Consider the following 18687-nt stretch of genomic DNA (forward strand, 5'->3'; position numbering starts at 1 on the left):
CCATGCCCCCATTCCTAATGCTTCAAATTCTCATACTGACAACAAAAAGCTCACACCCGTTACGCAATTTTGCGTGTCTCGCTCTACACTGAAAGTAAGCATTGGCTGGGAGAATTAAGTATGAAAACAGGTACCCTCTTTGTGAGAGACATTATGTCGCGTGACGCGTATTACGTTTATCCTGACACCAGTATCATTGATTGTGTAAAAGGGCTCACACAACGCCGTTTGCCAGGTGCACCAGTGGCCGATAAGCTAGGACATTTGATTGGTTTTGTGTCTGAGCAAGACATATTGCCGGCACTGATGCAAAGCGCTTACTACAGTGAAGAGCCGAAAGATGTCAGTTCGGTCATGCAAACTAATGTGCTTAGCGTCAGCCCAAACGATCACATTATTGAGATCGCAAAGATGATGGCCGAACCCAAACCTAAAGTGTACCCAGTAGTACAAGAAGGCCGCATTATTGGCATCATCACCCGCTATCATATAACGAAAGCCTTACTCGCTGACTTAGAAATCGCGGTGCCAGTTTAGTCTAAGCCGTCTCCGTCACGGAGACGCCCTTCGTGACCTTGTTGTGAGACATTGTTGCCTCAAGACACGCTTACGTTACGACGATTAGGTGAAACACTTGGCGCCTTAATAAAGTGTTTCAGATTCAGAGCCTGGATGTTGATTAAGGTATTTTTCCGCCTGTGCTCTACCCATGTATTTGCCTAAGGTTTTCAACGGCACCTTGGTCAAATCGACCACAATCAGGCCATCTAACGCATCATTGAAGTCGTGATCCAGATTAAAGCAGATCAATTTACCATTCATTTTAAGGTATTGCCTGAGTAATACAGGCAAACCTTTACCCTGCTCCATACGAGCTAAGATCTTTGATAATAGCTCGACACTGGTTAAAGCCGACAAAAGATTCGGTTGCCAAAACTCTGTACTATTTTGCGCCAAAGGCGTGGACGCTTTAACCAATTTGGCTCGCTGTTGATCATAATGATGTAAAGATAAGGTTTGCATCATAAGTTGTCGTGCACTGTCACTGTAATCATTACTAATACTGACCGGCCCAAACAAATGCGTGTATTGTGGGTTACGTGCCACCAAAGCAGCGATTCCCTTCCATAACATCAGCAAAGAGTTGAGGTTCTTTTGGTACGCCTCAGCCACCACAGAACGCCCAACTTCAATGCTGTTTCCCATGCTTGCCAAAAAAGCTTGGTCATATTGAAATAAGCTACGTGAATACAAGCCTTGCAGCCCTTTCTCCTTAAGCAACTGATCCACAAAGCCCAAACGATAAGCCCCGACGATTTTCTGATCCGTTTTGTGCCATACAAACAATTGCTGATAGTAATGGTCATATTCATCGAGATCACACGCTAACCCACTGCCCTCACCAACCGCACGAAAGTTTTGCTCTCTAATGCGTCCAATTTCCTGCATGATACTGGGCAGTTGATCGCGGCCAGCACAATACACTGCAAACTCGCCTTGCTCTAATAACAAAGCCTCAGCCGGTAATGCCACTATGTCGTTTAATAAGAGCTCGGTCGCCAGCGGCGTAACCACTTTTGGCAAGCTTTGTTGCTGAGTATCAGATGACAATAAATAGGTATTAAGACGCAGGTAATGAACTAAATCTTTTTCATCACTGAAACCTTTTAATTCTGCATAATCAATGGCTTGCCCAATTGATAAACGAATACGCTGAGCTCGCTTGTTCAGCAGTTCTTTCGCTAACATGGCGGTTCTCAAAAGTGGATGGATTCGCCCTGCTCGATAAAACATGGGGCTATTTTTCCCATCAATAAAAATGGGCACCACAGCCGCTTGGCTACGGTTGATAAATTTCGCCACCGAATGACGCCACGCCACATCAGCTAACACCTTGCTGCCTTTAGCATAACTGGACACCTCTCCTGCCGGAAAGATCACTAACACACCGCCTTCTGCCAAATGTTGATTAGCCTCACGAATTGCCACACTGTTGGTTTTGGTGGCTTGACTGCCACCAAACACATTCACACCAATAAAGAGATCGCGAATTTCTGGCAAACGCTTAAGCATTTCATTTGCTAACACTTTTACATCTTGCCGCACACCGGCCAGCAAATCCGCCACAATGACGCCTTCAATCGCACCTAAGGGGTGATTCGCAACAATCACAACTGGCCCTTGTTTGGGAATATTCTGCAATGAACCTGATGCCAATTGATAATCAATATCCAAAGCTTTGAGCGTGTAATTCATAAACTCAAAGCTGGATTGTGTTGGCAAACGTTGTTGATATAGAGCGTCCAGCTTACTCAACCCTGTCAGCCACTCAATACACTTTTCACCAAGACCAAAAGGTGTGACTCTGGGCAAACGAAATGGACTATCTTTCATTTTGTTCTCTCTTTACTGACTTATTGCGACATCATTTCAGGCCAATTTTGATCCGCTTGAGTGATGTGCAAACGACGATCAGCATCCCATTTTTGTTTTACCGATTTGTTATAGTTGAGATATAACTTACCATCGACAATGGCCCATTGCTCTGGGTCAGAAGAAGCAAAGCTGTTGTTGGCAGAAACCGCCCAAGCACAATAACCACCATATTGTGGCGCGTATTTTTCAGGTTCTGCCAAGAACATATCCAAATGCTGTTGCGAAGCAAAATACCAATCTGCCCCCTGGTATTCGGTGTTAAATTTAGCCTTGCCTTCAATGGCCTTTTGCTCTGTAAAATAGGCTACCGTGTCATAGCCACTGAGAGCTTTATTACTGAAGTAACCCGTTGAAATAGGGTCTTCCGCCCATGCCCAAGGGCAGATAAAAAGAGTGATGATGACGATAAGTTTTTTCATTATTTGCTCCTCAGGAAGCCTCAGACATGGCCGTTTGTTTCGATAAAGAAAGGCGATTCTGCGCCAAACTACTCGCGGTTAAATGATCGCAGGGCGATCCCGCCACATAACTCATATGCTGCTCAGTTGGGGTCACCGACACATGGGTAAAACTGACAGTTTGTGCATCTTCGCGGTGCAAACAGATGGATTTATAACCCTGCTCTTCATGATGATGACAATGAAACGCCAAGCGTGCAGCATGACTGGCTTTGCTCCCCACTGTGTCCAGATACGCCGCTTTACGATATTCCGTCACAGGCCCTAACGCCACCGCAGAAGAAAACACCGGTGACGCCATGGTGCCGATACTCAAGGCTTCTCCATCCCAATGAAAAGCCTGCGCCGATGTCCGCCCTTCACAAAGGCTAAGATCAAAGGACAACAAAATAAACGGCGCAAACTTGTTAAGCCTAATATTGCGCAATGCCTGCTCAACATCATTCAAGCAGGTATGTTTAGCCAATCGACTGAGCAATAAGCCACGACTTATTATGGGGGTTGCTGCAATCTTGCCTTGATAATTGTTTAGTAAACACAAACTCAAGCCCGCATTATTGGTACTAATCCAACTACCTTGCCCAACAGGATCAATTGGCATCAATACCTCTACACCAGAGAAGTGCAGCCTGTTCGGAGGTAACGCCTCAGGGCGGGTTTTCTGTTCATCACGATTAAAGTAAATCTGATAACCCTGTTCATTAATGCACCAGCTAACGGAACACATCGCTAGGACCTCCCCAAGTACGTCAGCGTTGCTGGGGCAAAACCAAAATCGGCTTCCACGTGACCACCCAGTAACGTCATGGTGACCTTGGTCATCGCGAAATGATGATTTGCATGAAGAGCAATAAAAGTCAGCTCTCTTTCCAAAGTAGAACGCATTTGGGCGGATTGTGTTTGGCTGACAGAGACTTCTGAAATGACTTGCACTGGCGCTTTCACATCGGCCACCGTCAAGCTTTTAAGCCAAGCCAATAATTCTTCTATTTCAGCCAATGCTTGCAGGCGACAGGTTTCCACTCTGTGTCCACGACGCCGTTGATTGTAATCAATAACCCTTGTCTGATGAGTCGACAAGCTTCCCCCAACGTCATCCGAGTAGACGCCTAGATAAACACCTTGATACACATCTAAGATATGTCGAAAGTGCTCCCCTATACTGCTGGTGACATAAGGTTCCGCAGACGCTAAATATTGCTCACCAGTCAGTGAAGACAAAAAAGCCTTACCTTGTTCAAGGGCATCAATACATCCTTGGACCACGGCCAATTTATTGCTAAAACCTGTCTCCTGATGACGTTCACTGCTCAGTATTGGAATCATATCTACTCTCTTTCCAGCGCTTTTTAATGGTCCTATAAACATTCAGTCGGTACTTGGGTATTCTTTAGTAAGTTGTTTCTCTTCTCGCCAAGCAGCCAATAACTGACGCAAGGCAGGCGGCCGATGACCGCGTTTTTTTTGCTTAGCTCCAATCGAGTACAACAATCGATATTGCTTTAGCAAGACACTAAAAATACTCCGCAACGATGCGTTTCTATCCCAAATATGAGCGGCCTCACTGCTTGCACCATTGAGCTCTAAGATGGTGAATTTTTCACCTTTCATAAAATCATGTAGGTTGTCGAATTTAATGTCTAAACGACCATAGTAATAACCCTTCACGTCTTTCAGTAATAAATCCAACTTACGTGTTAAGGCCTCAGTAATGTATTGGTTACCATCTCGAAAAATGGCACCGCGACTGTGACTACCAGCAAAGGCTAACTGAAACTCTTCATCTGCTTCAGGTACCCAATCTAGAATAGATTGATGACGAGGGAGGTATAAATGACGCAATTTGCCAGCTCGAGGATGACTTTCAATCAGGCTTTTCAATGTCTGCCGACCATCCCCGACAACTGAAGGCGAATACTTTAACGTTATGGAGAAAATCTCACCTTTTTGCTGCCCTGGCTGACGCACATAAAACACGCCTGCCTCGGCTTTATAGGGGGCTTTTTCTTGCAAAACAAAACGCGCTTCGAACGGAAAAGATCGAATGTATTCCGCCAATTGATCTTCGGATTGTAAAAGCTTAACGCCAACACCTCGGCAACCAAGGTCTGGCTTTGCTACCAGAGGAAAACGAATATCACGTTGTTTCAGCTCTTCTAAGGCAGCCCTTAATTGCTGCTCTATTGGTGATCGGTCTTTTTTTCGTACGCAATAAGTGGCAATCCACATCGACGCCAAACCGCCAGCCAAATTCATAATGTCATGCTTTGACTCTCCGACCATACCGCTTAACTTAATACTTGGATTGGCCACCAAAGGCAGCCGAAAGTCGCGATAGTAGATCCCCTGAAAAACACTCTGCAACACCACTGGCGTGTAAAAAAACCAAGTGGGCAGAAACTCATAGGGCGAAATAGTACGCTTCGAGTCGCCTTCCAATATCGGCATACCACCATTCACTTTATGGGCCGGGATCAATGAACATTTCGTCATATTACTTATTAACACCTTTTAAATATGTCTTTTTAATCAAGCGGTTTACACCGAATAAACCGAGCAAAGCGAATGGAATCAGTAACCATTGATATTGTGTCGCTACCAACCAAGTTTGCTGACCAAAAATAAAAATGATGCCAAATACCACACCACTCCAAAGCGCTGTCGCGACAATCACAGCCCCAAAAAACAGACCAACAGGCAACGCCAAAAAGCCAGACAAAGTAAAACCAACGGTTCTCAACCCCGGCACAAATCGAATCATAAAAAGGTTTAACAACATGTGAGTTTCAAAACCCTGTTTGACCGTATGAAAATAAGGCATTTTCAATACTTTCAGCCGTACACAACGCAAACGCCGACCGCTTCGCCCCAACCCATATAAGGCTAGATCACCAGTCGCAATGCCAATAAAAATCCCCATTAGCGCCCACGCTATTGGCATATTGCCTTGTGACGCCAAAACGGCCGCAGTCACAATGGCCAAATCTTCCAATAGGTAGGACAGCAAAATAATGCCTATAAACAACCAAGTAACCGATGTCGTCCGATCTGCAAGCATGGATTGAAGCGTTTCTAACAATGTCTTGCCCTTGCTGCCACTTGTGGATGTTGGGGATTAGTCGTAGGCAAAGAGTGGTTTATTACAGTGAATGTCGTTTTATTTCGCCAAGAAGGGTTTCTTTAGGGAAACCACGCCATAAGAAACGACTTTTCAAAGCTCAACGCAAAAAAATCGTTACACCAGCGGCATGAGCCTCAAACCTTCACTTTGAGAGCAGAGCAAGGTACATTGCCCCAGATGACTATTTTCACTGGCAAAGCCGTTCGAGAAAATGTCTAAGGAAATCAGCCCTAAACAAGATAGATAACCCTATGAAAGACATTAAAAGCCTTTTCCGTAACCTTGAAAAAAAGCTTAAACAATCAAAATGGTTTGAAGATGATTGGGAAATCTATAATCGCGGACCTTACTTACAACTTTATAAAACAAGTTGGCATAACCATAACCAAGGTGGGGTTCATTTCGAAACCTACATAGAATCCCCTCAAATCAAACAAAAGTCCTTTCCAATTTGTTTGCACGCAGAAGAAGACTGTCCATCGAGAGGCGAGTTTATTCAGCGATTTTTAGACTTAGAAGAAGAACGCATAAAAGGTTGGAAGGGCTACCAAATTATTGCCAAGGATCATCACATTCTACAAAAAACCTTGCCGCTCAATTTTAAGAACTTAGAGCAGCGCCTTTATGATGAGTTGAATCAACTAAGAAAACTTGAGTCGAGTATAGAGCAAGCTTTACATGAGCTTGAGGCTTAAATTCTACAACGAACAACACCTTACCGATGCGGAAAAAAATGAAATCTCAAAAAAGCCCATGTATTGATGTCTGTGTATTCTCTGGCCCGAAAGGCTGGTGCATTGGTTGCGCACGTACTCGACAAGAATGTCAGCAATGGAAAACGATGAAGCCTTACGATAAAAACAAACTGGAAAAAGCCCTCAAAAAAAGATTACATCAATTAAAAAGCCACCCCTCCGAATAGCACCTAAAAACTGCAAATTCACCATAAATACTACCTCGTAGTTAAAACAAAAAAACCAATAGTCTAAATTTTTGTCTTCGTTAGCCAGATTAAGATACATTCGGGAGATTGAATAATGAAGGTACGAATAACAGGCTTGTATCCACATACCAAGGCAAGAGGACTTGTTCACACCTTCCCTAACTAAGCAGAAAACAAATAAGGGGAAAACGCTGCCTATAACACCATAAGGTCTTAAAACCCGCTTTTATATAATGAAATTTTATTAATCCTTCCGACGTTTCCTGCGTATGCAACTATACTGATGGAAAGCCACAAAAGTTTGGGCGTGGCTGTATCAGGACTTTTTCCAACACATTTACGCTTTATTTCAAAGCAAGGGGGAATCCATGATCAATCATGTTTGGGGTCTTATTCATCATCCGGATAAAGAGTGGCGAGCGATTAACGAAGAGCACGAAACCGTAAGTCACATGTTTTATCACCACGTGCTCTGGATGGCCGCCATACCGGTTGTCAGTACTTTTATTGGTACCACGCAATTTGGTTGGACCATAGGCAACGAATCCATAAAAGTCTCTATGATGGATGGTTTGGGGCTTGGTCTGCTGTTCTACGCACTCATCCTAGTTGCTGTCGCAGCCGTTGGCAGTGTGATTCATTGGATGGCACGAAATCATGCGAATCGTCCACCACGCCGAGAATGTATTGTCTTTGCTGGCTACATCGCCACACCTCTGTTTTTGAGCGGTATCGTTGCGATTTACCCTATTATCTGGCTGTGCTTATTATCTTGCGTGATCGGCATAATTTACACCGGCTATCTGCTTTACAGAGGCACACCTAGCTTTTTAGGCATCAGCAACAAACAAGGTTTTATCCTATCAAGCACAACTCTTGGCATTGGCGTACTGGTTTTGGAAGCCTTATTAGCGGCAGTGGTTCTTATTTGGAGTCTAGGCTCTGAACACAGCATTATATGGAAATTCTTCTAACGCCACTCAATCCAACTAGGTTTGTCGCGTCTGTGGTTATTTAAAAGCGACAAGCCTAGTTAGGCCATCTACCATAACAATACTGCACATCCTCTAATAACATCACTCAAAAAAACATGGTGCTTGGTCATTCAAAACACTCATAACGAGGCAGCAATTTATTACCACTATCCTTCTAAGTTGATGAAAATTACGATAAACAACGGAACTTTTTCTGTCGTTAACTCTCTCAATTCTACTTATTCTTAATCGCAATCTGTGCTATTTTCACTGTTATCTCTTTAGGTAAGGTTTTGTCGGGTAAGGACAAACCAAACATAGTATGATTGCAGAACACGTTGATAAGGCTGAATGTAGGATTAACATCATGCTCACACTCTGTATTGACTCTGTTTTACCGTTAATTTGGAAGGAGTTATCCCCTTGAGTTCACTGATCTGGCTACCGTTTCTCCCTTTATTAGGGACTCTGGTTCCTCTTCTTAGTGCTCGCTATAGTCGAACGGCTTGTGCCTTTTTGACTGCAGCACTCCCAGCCTTAACCTTATTACTCGTGCTGTTACACGCCGGTGAAATTTTCCAAGGAGAACGTTTTCAAGCGGCGTTGCCTTGGATTCCAGCCATTGGCCTGAACCTTTCGTTTCGATTGGACGGACTTGCACTGCTGTTTGCTATCTTGATTCTCGGCATCGGCTTACTCGTTATTCTGTACGCCCGTTATTATCTTTCTGAAAAAGATTCCATCGGCAAATTTTATGCTTATCTGATCCTCTTTATGTTCGCCATGCTTGGTGTGGTGCTATCCAATAACCTTATCCAAATTTGGTTTTTTTGGGAGCTCACCAGCATTAGCTCCTTTTTACTGATCAGTTTCTGGGGACATAAAACCGAAGCCCGAAAAGGCGCTCGCATGGCATTAACGGTTACTGGTGCCGGTGGCTTAGCGCTACTGGCTGGTCTGTTAATCTTGGGTAACACTGTTGATAGCTTTAATCTACAAGACATTCTCGACAGCGGCGATTTCATTAAAGCCAGTGCCAATTACCCTATTATTGTGGTGCTGATCTTAATTGGTGCCTTTACCAAATCCGCACAGTTTCCTTTCCATTTTTGGCTACCCAATGCCATGGCGGCACCAACGCCTGTCAGTGCCTATTTGCACTCAGCGACCATGGTAAAAGCAGGTATCTTCCTAATGGCACGGTTCTATCCAGCCTTAGCGGATACCAATCTATGGTTCTTAATTGTCAGTTTGACCGGCTTAGCCACTTTCTTGGTTGGTGCTTATATCGCCATCTTCCAACACGATTTAAAAGGCTTATTAGCCAATTCCACGATCAGTCATTTAGGTCTCATTACTCTGTTGTTAGGCATGGGAACCGACTTGGCAGCGGTTGCGGCAATCTTCCACATTATTAACCACGCTACCTTTAAAGCGTCGTTGTTTATGGCGGCAGGGATTATCGACCATGAGTCAGGCTCGCGAGATATGCGCCAGCTAAATGGTCTGTGGAAATACATGCCCTATACCGCCACGCTGGCAATGGTGGCATCGGCTTCAATGGCTGGGGTGCCTTTACTAAACGGTTTCTTATCGAAAGAAATGTTCTTCACTGAAACCTTACACCAAGCCTCTCTGGGTTCTTTATCTTGGTTCATTCCAGTACTCGCAACCTTAGGTGGCGTTTTTGCTGTCGCTTACTCAACACGCTTTATTCACGATGTGTTTTTCAATGGTGAACCCATAAACTTGCCAAAAACACCGCATGAGCCGCCTCGCTATATGCGTGTGCCTGTTGAAATCTTAGTGGCCCTTTGTTTGTTGGTCGGAATTTTCCCAAGTTTAGTGGTCGGTGACCTACTGTACGCAGCAGCCAGTGCCGCCTTAAACACCCCAGCCCCAGAATACAGTCTTGCTATTTGGCACGGCTTCAACTTCCCTCTATTAATGAGTGTGGTTGCCTTGGTTGGCGGTCTTTACATGTACTACAATCGTACTCACTTATTTAAGTTTCAAGCACAATTTCCTGCCAGTGACCCTAAACTGGTCTTTGAAAGTGTCGTGCAATACATGACCAATAAGGCCAAAAGTATTATTGCGGTGACGGAAAACGGTTCCTTGCAGCGCTATATTTTCTTCACCTTGGCCTTTGCAGTGGTGATGACGGCATCGTCTTTAATGAAACTTAATACAACGGCAGGACAACGCCCTGAAATTCCTGTGGATGCTCTGTCTATTACCTGCGCTGTACTACTTACCATTTCTGCCTTAGCGACAGTCCTTTGGCACAGAAGACGATTAGTCGCACTATTGACTTTGTCCGTAGTTGGGTTGATTGTCTCACTAGCCTTCGCTCAATTCTCAGCCCCTGATCTGGCGCTGACGCAACTTTCCGTCGAAGTGGTGACCGTCATCCTGCTGATTTTGGCTCTCTTCTTCTTGCCGCAAAAAACACCAAAAGAATCGTCTCCACGACGTGTTGTTCGAGATTTGGGGTTAGCCTCACTAATTGGTGGCGTTGTAGGCACCATCAGTTATGCGTTAATGACTCGACCTTTAGACACCATTTCCACCTTCTTCACCGCCAACAGTAAAACGGGAGGCGGTGGTACCAATGTGGTAAACGTTATCCTAGTGGACTTCCGTGGTTTTGATACCTTGGGAGAAATTACCGTATTAGGTATCGCGGCATTGGGTATATATAAGCTGGTAGCTCGTATGAAGCTGTTCATGCCATCGTCAGATGATAATGGTTTGGCTTGGTCAACGGATCGTCACCCAATCCTATTGGCCGTCATTTCACAAAGTCTGTTGCCATTAGCACTTCTCGTTTCTGCCTATATATTCTTGCGAGGTCATAACCTTCCAGGTGGTGGTTTCATTGCTGGCTTGATTACTTCTGTTGCGATTATTCAACAATACGTAGCACACGGTGTTGAGTGGATCAAAACGCGAATTAAATTGGACTATCAAATCATGATTGGCTCAGGTATAGGCATCGCCACTCTCAGCGGACTGGGTAGCTGGGTATTCGGTCATACCTTCTTAACAACTTGGTTTGATTACTTCTATTTGCCATTGATTGGTAAATTCGAGCTAGCCAGCGCGATGATTTTTGATCTTGGTGTGTACCTCACTGTGGTCGGTGCGACCATGTTAATTCTCGCCAATCTCGGCCAGCTGACCACCAGCGAACGCCCGATTCAAAAGGAGCACGATTAATGGAAGGTCTATACGCATTTTGTGTCGGCTTGCTCACCGCTTGCGGCATCTTCTTAACCTTACGTGGTCGCAGTTTTTCTGTGGTAATTGGCTTGACGCTATTGTCTTATGCTGTGAATTTATTCTTGTTCGCCAGCGGCCGTTTAAAATTAAATGCGGCGGCCGTTTTGGGTGAGTCTGAACAATACAGTGACCCGCTACCACAAGCCCTCGTGCTCACCGCCATCGTCATAGGCTTTGCAATGACCGCCTTCGCGGTTATCCTCGCCATGCGTGCCCGTGCGGATTTGGGCAATGACCATGTGGATGGCAACTTACCTAAACTACCAAGTGAAGTATCGAATAAGTCGTCTGGAGGCAATAAATAAATGCAGCATTTGAGCATTTTTCCCATTTTAATCCCGCTGTTGTTTGGCGCGATTATGTTGCTACCACCGATTTCGAGAGACATTAATTCGCAACGAATCAGTTCCGTTATTGGCACTTTGTTTTTATTAATTTCGTCGGCGTTACTGCTGTATCAAATTGATACCTCTGGCACAGAACTTTATGCTTTAGGAAGCTGGCAAGCACCTTTTGGCATTGTATTGGTGGCCGATCGAGTATCCAGTTTACTGGTGTTACTCACTTCCTTCCTGGGCTTTGCTGTCATGCTTTATGCCATAGCAGGAAAAGACAAAGGAGGGGCTTATTTCCACCCCTTGTTTATGTTCCAGTTAATGGGCATCAATGGCGCCTTTTTGACTGGCGATATTTTTAACCTGTTTGTCTTCTTTGAAGTGCTTCTGATCGCCTCTTACGCGTTATTAATTCATGCAGGGGGTAAGCAGAAGACACAAGCAACCGTACATTATGTCATCCTAAACTTAGTCGGCTCCAGCCTATTCTTATTTGGCTTAGGCATACTCTACGGCACCCTAGGCACCTTAAACATGGCTGACATGGCCATCAAGGTCGGCCAGTTACAAGGGGAAAATGCAACCCTCGCCAAAACAGGCGCATTGTTTCTGTTGGTTGTGTTTGGTTTAAAGGCGGCCATGTTACCCATGCACTTCTGGCTTCCAAAGACCTATGCCAGCGCTTCCGCTCCTGTCGCGGCGTTGTTCGCCATCATGACCAAAGTCGGTCTTTACAGTATTTTCCGAGTCTATACCGTGATTTTCGGAGAACACGCTGGCGAGTTAGAAAACATTGCCACACCTTGGCTTTGGCCACTAGCGTTGCTCACCATTACCATTGGTAGCATTGGTGTATTAGCCAGCCCAAGTGTTCGAACCCTCAGCGCTAATCTGGTGATTGTCTCCAGTGGTAGTTTACTGGCCTGTGCCGCGATCAATTCTGTTGAAGCCACTTCAGCAGCATTGTATTACATGGTACACAGTACTTTAGCCTCAGCCGCGTTATTCTTATTAGCAGACCTAATTAGTCGTCAGAGAGGCCAAGCCGAAGACCGATTCGTCAAATCTCGTATGTTTACTCAACCTAAGCTAATGGGCTTTGCGTTTGCCATTGTGGCTTTGAGCTTAGTTGGCATGCCGCCATTCTCAGGCTTTGTTGGCAAGGTTATGATCTTGCAGGCAACACAATCATCAGTACAAACCATGTGGGTATGGCCATTAATCCTGATTGGTAGTTTGGGCGCATTGGTGACATTCTCCCGTGCGGGCACCACTTTGTTCTGGCGACACAGTGGTTCCGCATCCAATGACGCAGAGCCTGCATCAAAAAGTGAAATTGCCGCCATCGCACTGCTTTTACTCGCCGCCCCTGTGTTAGTCATTTTCGGAGGCGCGATTACAGAGTACACCTTGCAAGCGGCGACGGCTTTACATGACATTCAATCGTCAGCCTACGACTTAATTCCGGGGGTTAGCCGATGAAACTTTTGCCTATGCCATTCCATACGCTGCTACTCTTTGTCGTATGGTTATTGCTGAATAACTCAATGAGCGCCGGACACATGGTGTTAGCGTTATTTTTCGCCATTGCCATACCATTACTGGTCAATGGCATGCGTGACGAGCACCCCAAAATATTGAAACCATGGAAAGCCATTCTTTATGTGCTAATGGTGATGAAAGACATAGTGATCGCCAACGTTGAAGTGGCGTTGTGGATCATTGGTCCGGTCAAAAAACTGAAACCAAGCTTTGTTGCCATTCCTATTAATATTCAATCTGACCTTGGTATAACCATTCTCGCCAGTACGGTGTCATTAACCCCTGGTACTGTCAGTGCCGAAGTATCAGAAGACAAACAATGGCTGTACATTCATGCGTTACATCTGGACAACGAAAACGAATTGATTGAGACCATCAAGCAACGTTATGAACAACCAATCAAGGAGATATTTGGATGCTAACTTACACCATCATCATCGTTGCGGTGTGTATTTGTGTTGCCTTGATTTTAAACCTATGGCGTTTAATGGTTGGGCCCACGGTGTCTGATCGCATTCTGGCTCTCGATACCATGTACATCAATGCCATTGCGTTAATTCTTTTGTACGGCATTTACGCCAATACGGCTTTGTATTTTGAAGCGGCCTTGCTAATCGCCATGCTCGGATTCGTTAGTACCGCAGCACTTTGTAAGTACTTACTTCGCGGCGACATCATTGAATAGGATAAGAATATGCCACTTTATCTCGAAATTATCATTAGTGTGTGTCTGCTGATTGGCGGTCTGTTTCTCTTGGTGGGCTCTTATGGCTTAGCGCGCTTACCTGACATCTATATGCGCTTACACAGTCCGACAAAAGCCTCGACTCTGGGCATCACAGGGGTATTAGTCGCGTCTATGATCTATCAAAGTTACTCTAAAGGCTTTTTATCCATTCAAGAGTTTTTGATTACCTTATTTTTGCTCATTACCGCGCCAGTCGCCGCAAACATGATTGCAAAAACAGCACTGCATCATAGAACCAAAGCCCTTGAAAAAACCCAAGGGCAAGAATTAATGGCCAGCATCCGAGAAAGACAAACGCCTAACTCAACACAAGACGCTGACTAAACAAAGACGGTATGGCATCTGCCGACATGGGTTTGTAGAAATAATAGCCTTGGAATATTTCACAACCTAAGGATGCCAACGTGTCGGCTTGTGATGCCGTCTCCACGCCTTCGGCCACGATCATCAATTCTAGGTTATGCGCCAAATGTATGATGGTTTCGCAAATTTTGGCATCTTCTGTGTGCGTATCACATTCTTCTACAAACGATTGATCGATTTTTAAGGTATCCAAAGGCAAACGTTTTAAATAACTCAAAGAAGAATATCCCGTTCCAAAATCATCGATGGAAATCTTGATATTGAGGGCTTTTAACTCTGTTAACACCTCAACGCAGCGCTGAATGTCCTGTAACAATACGCCTTCCGTGATTTCAAACTCCAACATACTGCCAGGAATCTGATACTTGGCTAATCGATCCGCTACATACGGCACCAAAGAGTCCGACACCAAGTGACGACCGGACAAATTCACCGCAATGGGCACTATCTCCAAATCCTGCGTGCGCCACTGACTCATTTGTTTAAGAGCATTATCAATAACCCATTCATCGATTTTGACTATTAAACTCGACTCCTCGGCAATCGGTATAAATTCCGCAGGGGAAATAAAGCCTTTGTCAGGGTGATGCCAACGAATCAGCGCCTCCAACCCTAAAATATCTTGTCCATCACGACCCACTTTTGGTTGATACACTAAAGCGAACTGATTTGAAGCTAATGCGTCATTAATTTCTTTATCGATACCGAATTTTTTCGTCACCACATTAGCCATTTCAGATGTAAAGAACTGCGCATTATCCCGCCCTTTATCCTTCGCATAGTACATGGCGATATCAGCTTGTTGAATGAGCCGATCCGCATTAATACTATTCTGGCTCGAAAAGGTAATACCGATACTGGTTGGAATGGTTAAGTCTTGGGCATCAAGATGAACTGGCGCTCGCATGGCTTGCAAAATTTTGTCAGCACGCTCCTGCAGCATGGCTTCGGTGACATTCTCCGTCACCATGAAAACAAACTCATCCCCTCCCCATCGAGCAATCACATCTTGTTCGCCCGACACCATAGATAAACGCCGAGCCACTTCACATAACAATTCATCGCCAGCCTTATGTCCCAAGGTATCATTGATGATTTTGAAGTTGTCCAGATCCAAAAACAGCAACCCCACTGACGTTTTTTGCTTGGTTGCAAAGAGTAACGCACTGACCAACGCATCCATCAAATAAGTTCGATTATAAAGGCCGGTTAAAGGATCGCTGTAAGCCAAGAACTTCAATCTTTCCTGTAACTTAATATGCTTAGTCATGTCTCGAATATGCAGGGTGAATTCACTGTCTGAACTGGCGTCAGTATTCGCCTTCGTAATAGCAATCTCGGCTGGAAAGTCATTGTTTGGACTGCGCTGTAAACGAAATGGATTACGGCGGTTTAAAATCAACCCGCTGGACGAAGCGAAACCTGAATTCAAACTATCAAAGATTTTCTTACGGTCTTTTTCCAATACAAACAGACCAATGAAACTTTTACCTTCTACCTGTTTTTTCAAGCAGCCAAAGGTTCGCTCTGCCGCGGGGTTAAATTCAATCACAGAACCAAAGCGATTGATGGTGACAATACAGTCCATCGACGAGTTTAGAATCGCCGACTTACGCATTTCACTTTCTTGGAAGCGCATTAAGGCATCGTCACGCTGAGCAATTTCACTGCTCACGCGATTAATTACCTGATTGTATTTGCGTGCAATTTGCCCCACTTCGGTAAAGGGCTCTTCTGGTACAGGTTTAGAAAAGTCCGCATTATTCTGTTGATATTGCATGGAAGTCAGCAGATCCAATAATTCGGTTGTGGCTCTGTGTTCCGCCACATTTAAACCTTGTTCTTCTTGCTCTTTACTGGCCCGTAATGGCATAACGCGATTGAGTAGCCAAATACAAGAATAGCCAACCAAAAAGCAATATAAACCAATCACCAACACACCTAATGATTGCACACCAAGCTGTTGCCAGAAGCCTAAGCCGTTATCGATTCGTGCTTGCTCGCCAAATATCGCTACCCCAAGTGTGCCCCAAGCACCTGCGAATAAATGCGCAGGCACCACATCAAGCGCATCATCCAGTCGCCACTTCTCCATCAACAAACTACCGTAGTAGACAATGACACCAGAAACGCTACCAATCAAAATGGAGTCGCCAGGTGAGACCACATGACAGGACGCCGTAATGCCAACCAAGCCCGCAATAGTGCCATTCAATACAAAGCTCACTTCCACAAAACCGTCACGCAGGTAGTTTAACCCCGCCGCAATTAACCCTCCCCAAGCCGCTGAAATAAAGGTATTCAAAATAATCATCGGCACATCGTTGGTCAGCGCTAGCGTACTACCACCATTAAAACCAAACCAACCAAACCAGATCAGTAAAGCCCCTAAAGCTGACAGCGGAAGGTTATTACCAGGGGGTAAACGAATCCCTTGTTCAAAGCGCCCCAGTCTTGGACCAATCACCATGATCGCAGCTAATGCCACCCAACCGCCAACAGAATGGACAACCGTTGAACCTGCAAAGTCGATAAAGCCTAATTGCTCCAACCAGCCTTGAGGCCCATTCGCATCATAAATGCCCGACCATGCCCAATGCCCAACAATAGGGTAAATTAAGGCGCTCAAGATGGCTGTGACGGCCAAATAGCCGATAAAGGTCATGCGTTCTGCCACGGCACCAGAGGTTAATGTGGCCGCCGTGCCACAAAACATCATTTGGAAAAGAAAGAAGCTGATTTGCCATGGTGTATGATCATCATCAAATGCAAATTCACTGGTACCAAAGACACCAAACGCCGATTCGCCAAACATGATGCCAAAGCCAAAACACCAAAATAGAGTGGTGGATAAGATAAAATCTGAAATATTTTTGGCCGCCACATTAATGCTATTTTTGCTGCGAATCCGACCACTCTCTAAACATAAAAACCCAGCCTGCATTAGAAAAACAAACGCAGCAGTGACTAACAACCAAATAAAATCTGTCATGTTCACCCTAAAAAAGTAATAACGCACCAAAATAATACACGCGAAAATTAACGTGACACACAAAATGAACCTTGTTGTTCATTTAAAAACAAATACAGCCTATCAACCAAGTTTTTCGGGGGTATAACGAGCTATTCAATAGTTACGCCAACTCTTTAGGAAGTAACGTAAAGACCTACCTCTTACACTTTTTTTGCATGATGAAGGGGAATCCCAATATCTTCTATTTTCTAACACCAAAGCCGGCTATCTATATTCCAAAAAAGTTTATTTATGTCGATTGTAATAACTAAATCTTTTAAGTATTCTTACCAACAATTAAGAATGACTAGCATTAAAATTTGAGGTTACCATGCAATTTAAGTCAGGCGTTTTCAAAACCATCGTTAGCAGTTTGCTGCTAAGTGGTGCGGTTCAAGCATCTGCTGCCGACCAAACAATCTTGAACACTTCTTACGACATTGCTCGTGAGCTGTTTGCTACTTACAACCCTACCTTTCAGAAGCATTGGCAAGAAAAAACAGGACAGACGATTGAGATCAAACAATCTCATGCAGGCTCTTCTAAGCAAGCCAATGCCATCATGAATGGACTACAAGCGGATGTCGTCACCTTTAACCAGGTCACCGATGTACAAGTACTGCACGATAAAGCCCGCATGATTCCTGAAAACTGGAAAGCTGAATTCCCAAATAACAGCTCGCCTTATTACTCCACTACCGCATTCTTGGTACGTAAAGGCAATCCAAAAAACATCCAAAGTTGGGGAGACCTAGTTCGTGATGACGTTGCCTTAGTGTTTCCAAATCCAAAAACCTCTGGTAATGGTCGTTACACTTACCTCGCTGCATATGGTTACGCACAAAACCATTTTGGCAAAGACAACGAAAGCAACATTGATGACTTCCTAAGCACCTTTCTGAAAAACGTTGCGGTGTTTGATACAGGTGGTCGTGGTGCCACTACTACGTTTGTTGAGCGTGGTATCGGTGATGTTTTGATTACCTTTGAATCCGAAGTAAATAACATCCGTAACCAATATGGTGCTGATCAATATGAGGTTGTCGTACCTAAAACCTCTATCTTGGCAGAGTTCCCGGTTGCCGTTGTCGCAAAAAATGCCAAGAAGCATGGCACAGAAGCGGTTTCTCACGAATACCTAAACTACTTGTACAGTGAAGCGTCACAGCGTTTGTTAGCAGGCTTTAATTACCGCATTCATAATGACGTGGTAAAAGCAGAGTTTGCCGACAAGTTCCCAGAAGTGGCTTTGCTAACAGTTGAAGAAATCGCTGGCGGATGGCCAAAAGCGACTAAAGAGATCTTCCGTAACGGTGGTAAACTGGATCAACTTCAGCGTCGTTAATCTTTGATTAGTGAAAGCTAAGCCGGATACGCTCGCGTATTCGGCTTTTCTACTTTCTAAACGTCGCTTAGTGACCACTTTTAATTTGGCTATTTCTGTCCGAAATAGATCATTTCAAAGCAAA

The 18687-nt window shown here is 44.6% G+C and carries 18 protein-coding genes; 11 read left to right on the forward strand and 7 right to left on the reverse strand.

The window, feature by feature from the left end; all coding sequences use genetic code 11:
- The first annotated feature begins 120 nt into the window (after positions 1–120).
- The gene (locus tag DFP76_RS00760; protein WP_113872780.1) at positions 121–537 is read left to right on the forward strand and encodes a CBS domain-containing protein; all 417 of its coding nucleotides are present in this window, start codon (positions 121–123) and stop codon (positions 535–537) included.
- Between the two features lie 105 nt (positions 538–642).
- Here the strand turns inward: DFP76_RS00760 and DFP76_RS00765 are convergent, their stop codons facing one another.
- Genes DFP76_RS00765 through DFP76_RS00790 form a run of 6 tightly spaced genes read right to left on the reverse strand, consistent with a single transcriptional unit; the run spans position 643 to position 5973 of the window.
- Positions 643–2394 carry a bifunctional lysophospholipid acyltransferase family protein/GNAT family N-acetyltransferase gene (locus DFP76_RS00765; RefSeq protein ID WP_113872781.1) on the reverse strand — a complete coding sequence of 584 codons (1752 nt, stop codon included), beginning with the start codon at positions 2392–2394 and terminating at the stop codon, positions 643–645.
- 20 nt (positions 2395–2414) lie between these two features.
- Entirely contained in the window at positions 2415–2855 is a 441-nt protein-coding gene (locus DFP76_RS00770; protein ID WP_113872782.1) for a YHS domain-containing (seleno)protein, read from the reverse strand.
- A gap of 10 nt (positions 2856–2865) precedes the next feature.
- On the reverse strand, positions 2866–3621 hold the full coding sequence (locus DFP76_RS00775) for an NRDE family protein (RefSeq protein ID WP_113872783.1): 756 nt from the start codon (positions 3619–3621) through the stop codon (positions 2866–2868).
- 2 nt (positions 3622–3623) lie between these two features.
- Positions 3624–4220: a DinB family protein gene (locus DFP76_RS00780; protein ID WP_113872784.1), complete on the reverse strand. Its 597-nt coding sequence runs from the start codon at positions 4218–4220 to the stop codon at positions 3624–3626.
- A gap of 42 nt (positions 4221–4262) precedes the next feature.
- Positions 4263–5387, reverse strand: coding sequence for an ATP-grasp domain-containing protein (locus tag DFP76_RS00785; protein WP_181799766.1), 1125 nt, complete (start codon positions 5385–5387; stop codon positions 4263–4265).
- Position 5388: 1 nt separating this feature from the next.
- Positions 5389–5973: a DedA family protein gene (locus DFP76_RS00790; protein ID WP_220150967.1), complete on the reverse strand. Its 585-nt coding sequence runs from the start codon at positions 5971–5973 to the stop codon at positions 5389–5391.
- 293 nt (positions 5974–6266) lie between these two features.
- Between DFP76_RS00790 and DFP76_RS00795 the strand changes: the two genes are divergently transcribed.
- From DFP76_RS00795 to DFP76_RS00835, 9 genes are all read left to right on the forward strand, one after another.
- A complete protein-coding gene (locus DFP76_RS00795; RefSeq protein WP_113872785.1) occupies positions 6267–6710 on the forward strand; it encodes a hypothetical protein in 444 nt (147 codons plus the stop codon).
- Between the two features lie 38 nt (positions 6711–6748).
- Positions 6749–6937: a DUF1289 domain-containing protein gene (locus DFP76_RS00800; protein WP_113872786.1), complete on the forward strand. Its 189-nt coding sequence runs from the start codon at positions 6749–6751 to the stop codon at positions 6935–6937.
- A gap of 389 nt (positions 6938–7326) precedes the next feature.
- Positions 7327–7932, forward strand: a complete 606-nt coding sequence (locus DFP76_RS00805; RefSeq protein ID WP_113872787.1) for a Yip1 family protein — start codon at positions 7327–7329, stop codon at positions 7930–7932.
- Between the two features lie 423 nt (positions 7933–8355).
- Positions 8356–11154: a monovalent cation/H+ antiporter subunit A gene (locus tag DFP76_RS00810; protein WP_113872788.1), complete on the forward strand. Its 2799-nt coding sequence runs from the start codon at positions 8356–8358 to the stop codon at positions 11152–11154.
- On the forward strand, positions 11154–11522 hold the full coding sequence (locus DFP76_RS00815) for a Na+/H+ antiporter subunit C (protein ID WP_063332803.1): 369 nt from the start codon (positions 11154–11156) through the stop codon (positions 11520–11522). The genes DFP76_RS00810 and DFP76_RS00815 overlap by 1 nt, the downstream gene beginning before the upstream one ends.
- Complete coding sequence (locus DFP76_RS00820; protein ID WP_113872789.1) at positions 11523–13034, forward strand: monovalent cation/H+ antiporter subunit D; 1512 nt, start codon at positions 11523–11525, stop codon at positions 13032–13034. It begins immediately after the preceding gene.
- The gene (locus tag DFP76_RS00825) at positions 13031–13516 is read left to right on the forward strand and encodes a Na+/H+ antiporter subunit E (RefSeq protein ID WP_113872790.1); all 486 of its coding nucleotides are present in this window, start codon (positions 13031–13033) and stop codon (positions 13514–13516) included. The genes DFP76_RS00820 and DFP76_RS00825 overlap by 4 nt, the downstream gene beginning before the upstream one ends.
- Positions 13510–13779 (forward strand): K+/H+ antiporter subunit F, encoded by a 270-nt coding sequence (locus tag DFP76_RS00830; protein WP_113872791.1) that lies wholly within the window; start codon positions 13510–13512, stop codon positions 13777–13779. The genes DFP76_RS00825 and DFP76_RS00830 overlap by 7 nt, the downstream gene beginning before the upstream one ends.
- Positions 13780–13788: 9 nt before the next feature.
- Positions 13789–14166 (forward strand): Na+/H+ antiporter subunit G, encoded by a 378-nt coding sequence (locus DFP76_RS00835; RefSeq protein ID WP_113872792.1) that lies wholly within the window; start codon positions 13789–13791, stop codon positions 14164–14166.
- On the opposite strand, the gene amt is transcribed toward DFP76_RS00835, so the two are convergent.
- Positions 14141–17197 carry an ammonium transporter gene (amt, locus tag DFP76_RS00840; protein ID WP_113872793.1) on the reverse strand — a complete coding sequence of 1019 codons (3057 nt, stop codon included), beginning with the start codon at positions 17195–17197 and terminating at the stop codon, positions 14141–14143. The genes DFP76_RS00835 and amt overlap by 26 nt on opposite strands.
- Before the next feature lie 352 nt (positions 17198–17549).
- Here amt and cysP point away from each other — a divergent pair, with 352 nt between their 5' ends.
- Positions 17550–18563 carry a thiosulfate ABC transporter substrate-binding protein CysP gene (gene cysP / locus DFP76_RS00845; protein WP_113872794.1) on the forward strand — a complete coding sequence of 338 codons (1014 nt, stop codon included), beginning with the start codon at positions 17550–17552 and terminating at the stop codon, positions 18561–18563.
- Positions 18564–18687 lie beyond the last annotated feature (124 nt).

Origin of the sequence: Marinomonas aquiplantarum, assembly GCF_003314975.1 — a bacterium.
GTDB classification, from domain to species: domain Bacteria; phylum Pseudomonadota; class Gammaproteobacteria; order Pseudomonadales; family Marinomonadaceae; genus Marinomonas; species Marinomonas aquiplantarum.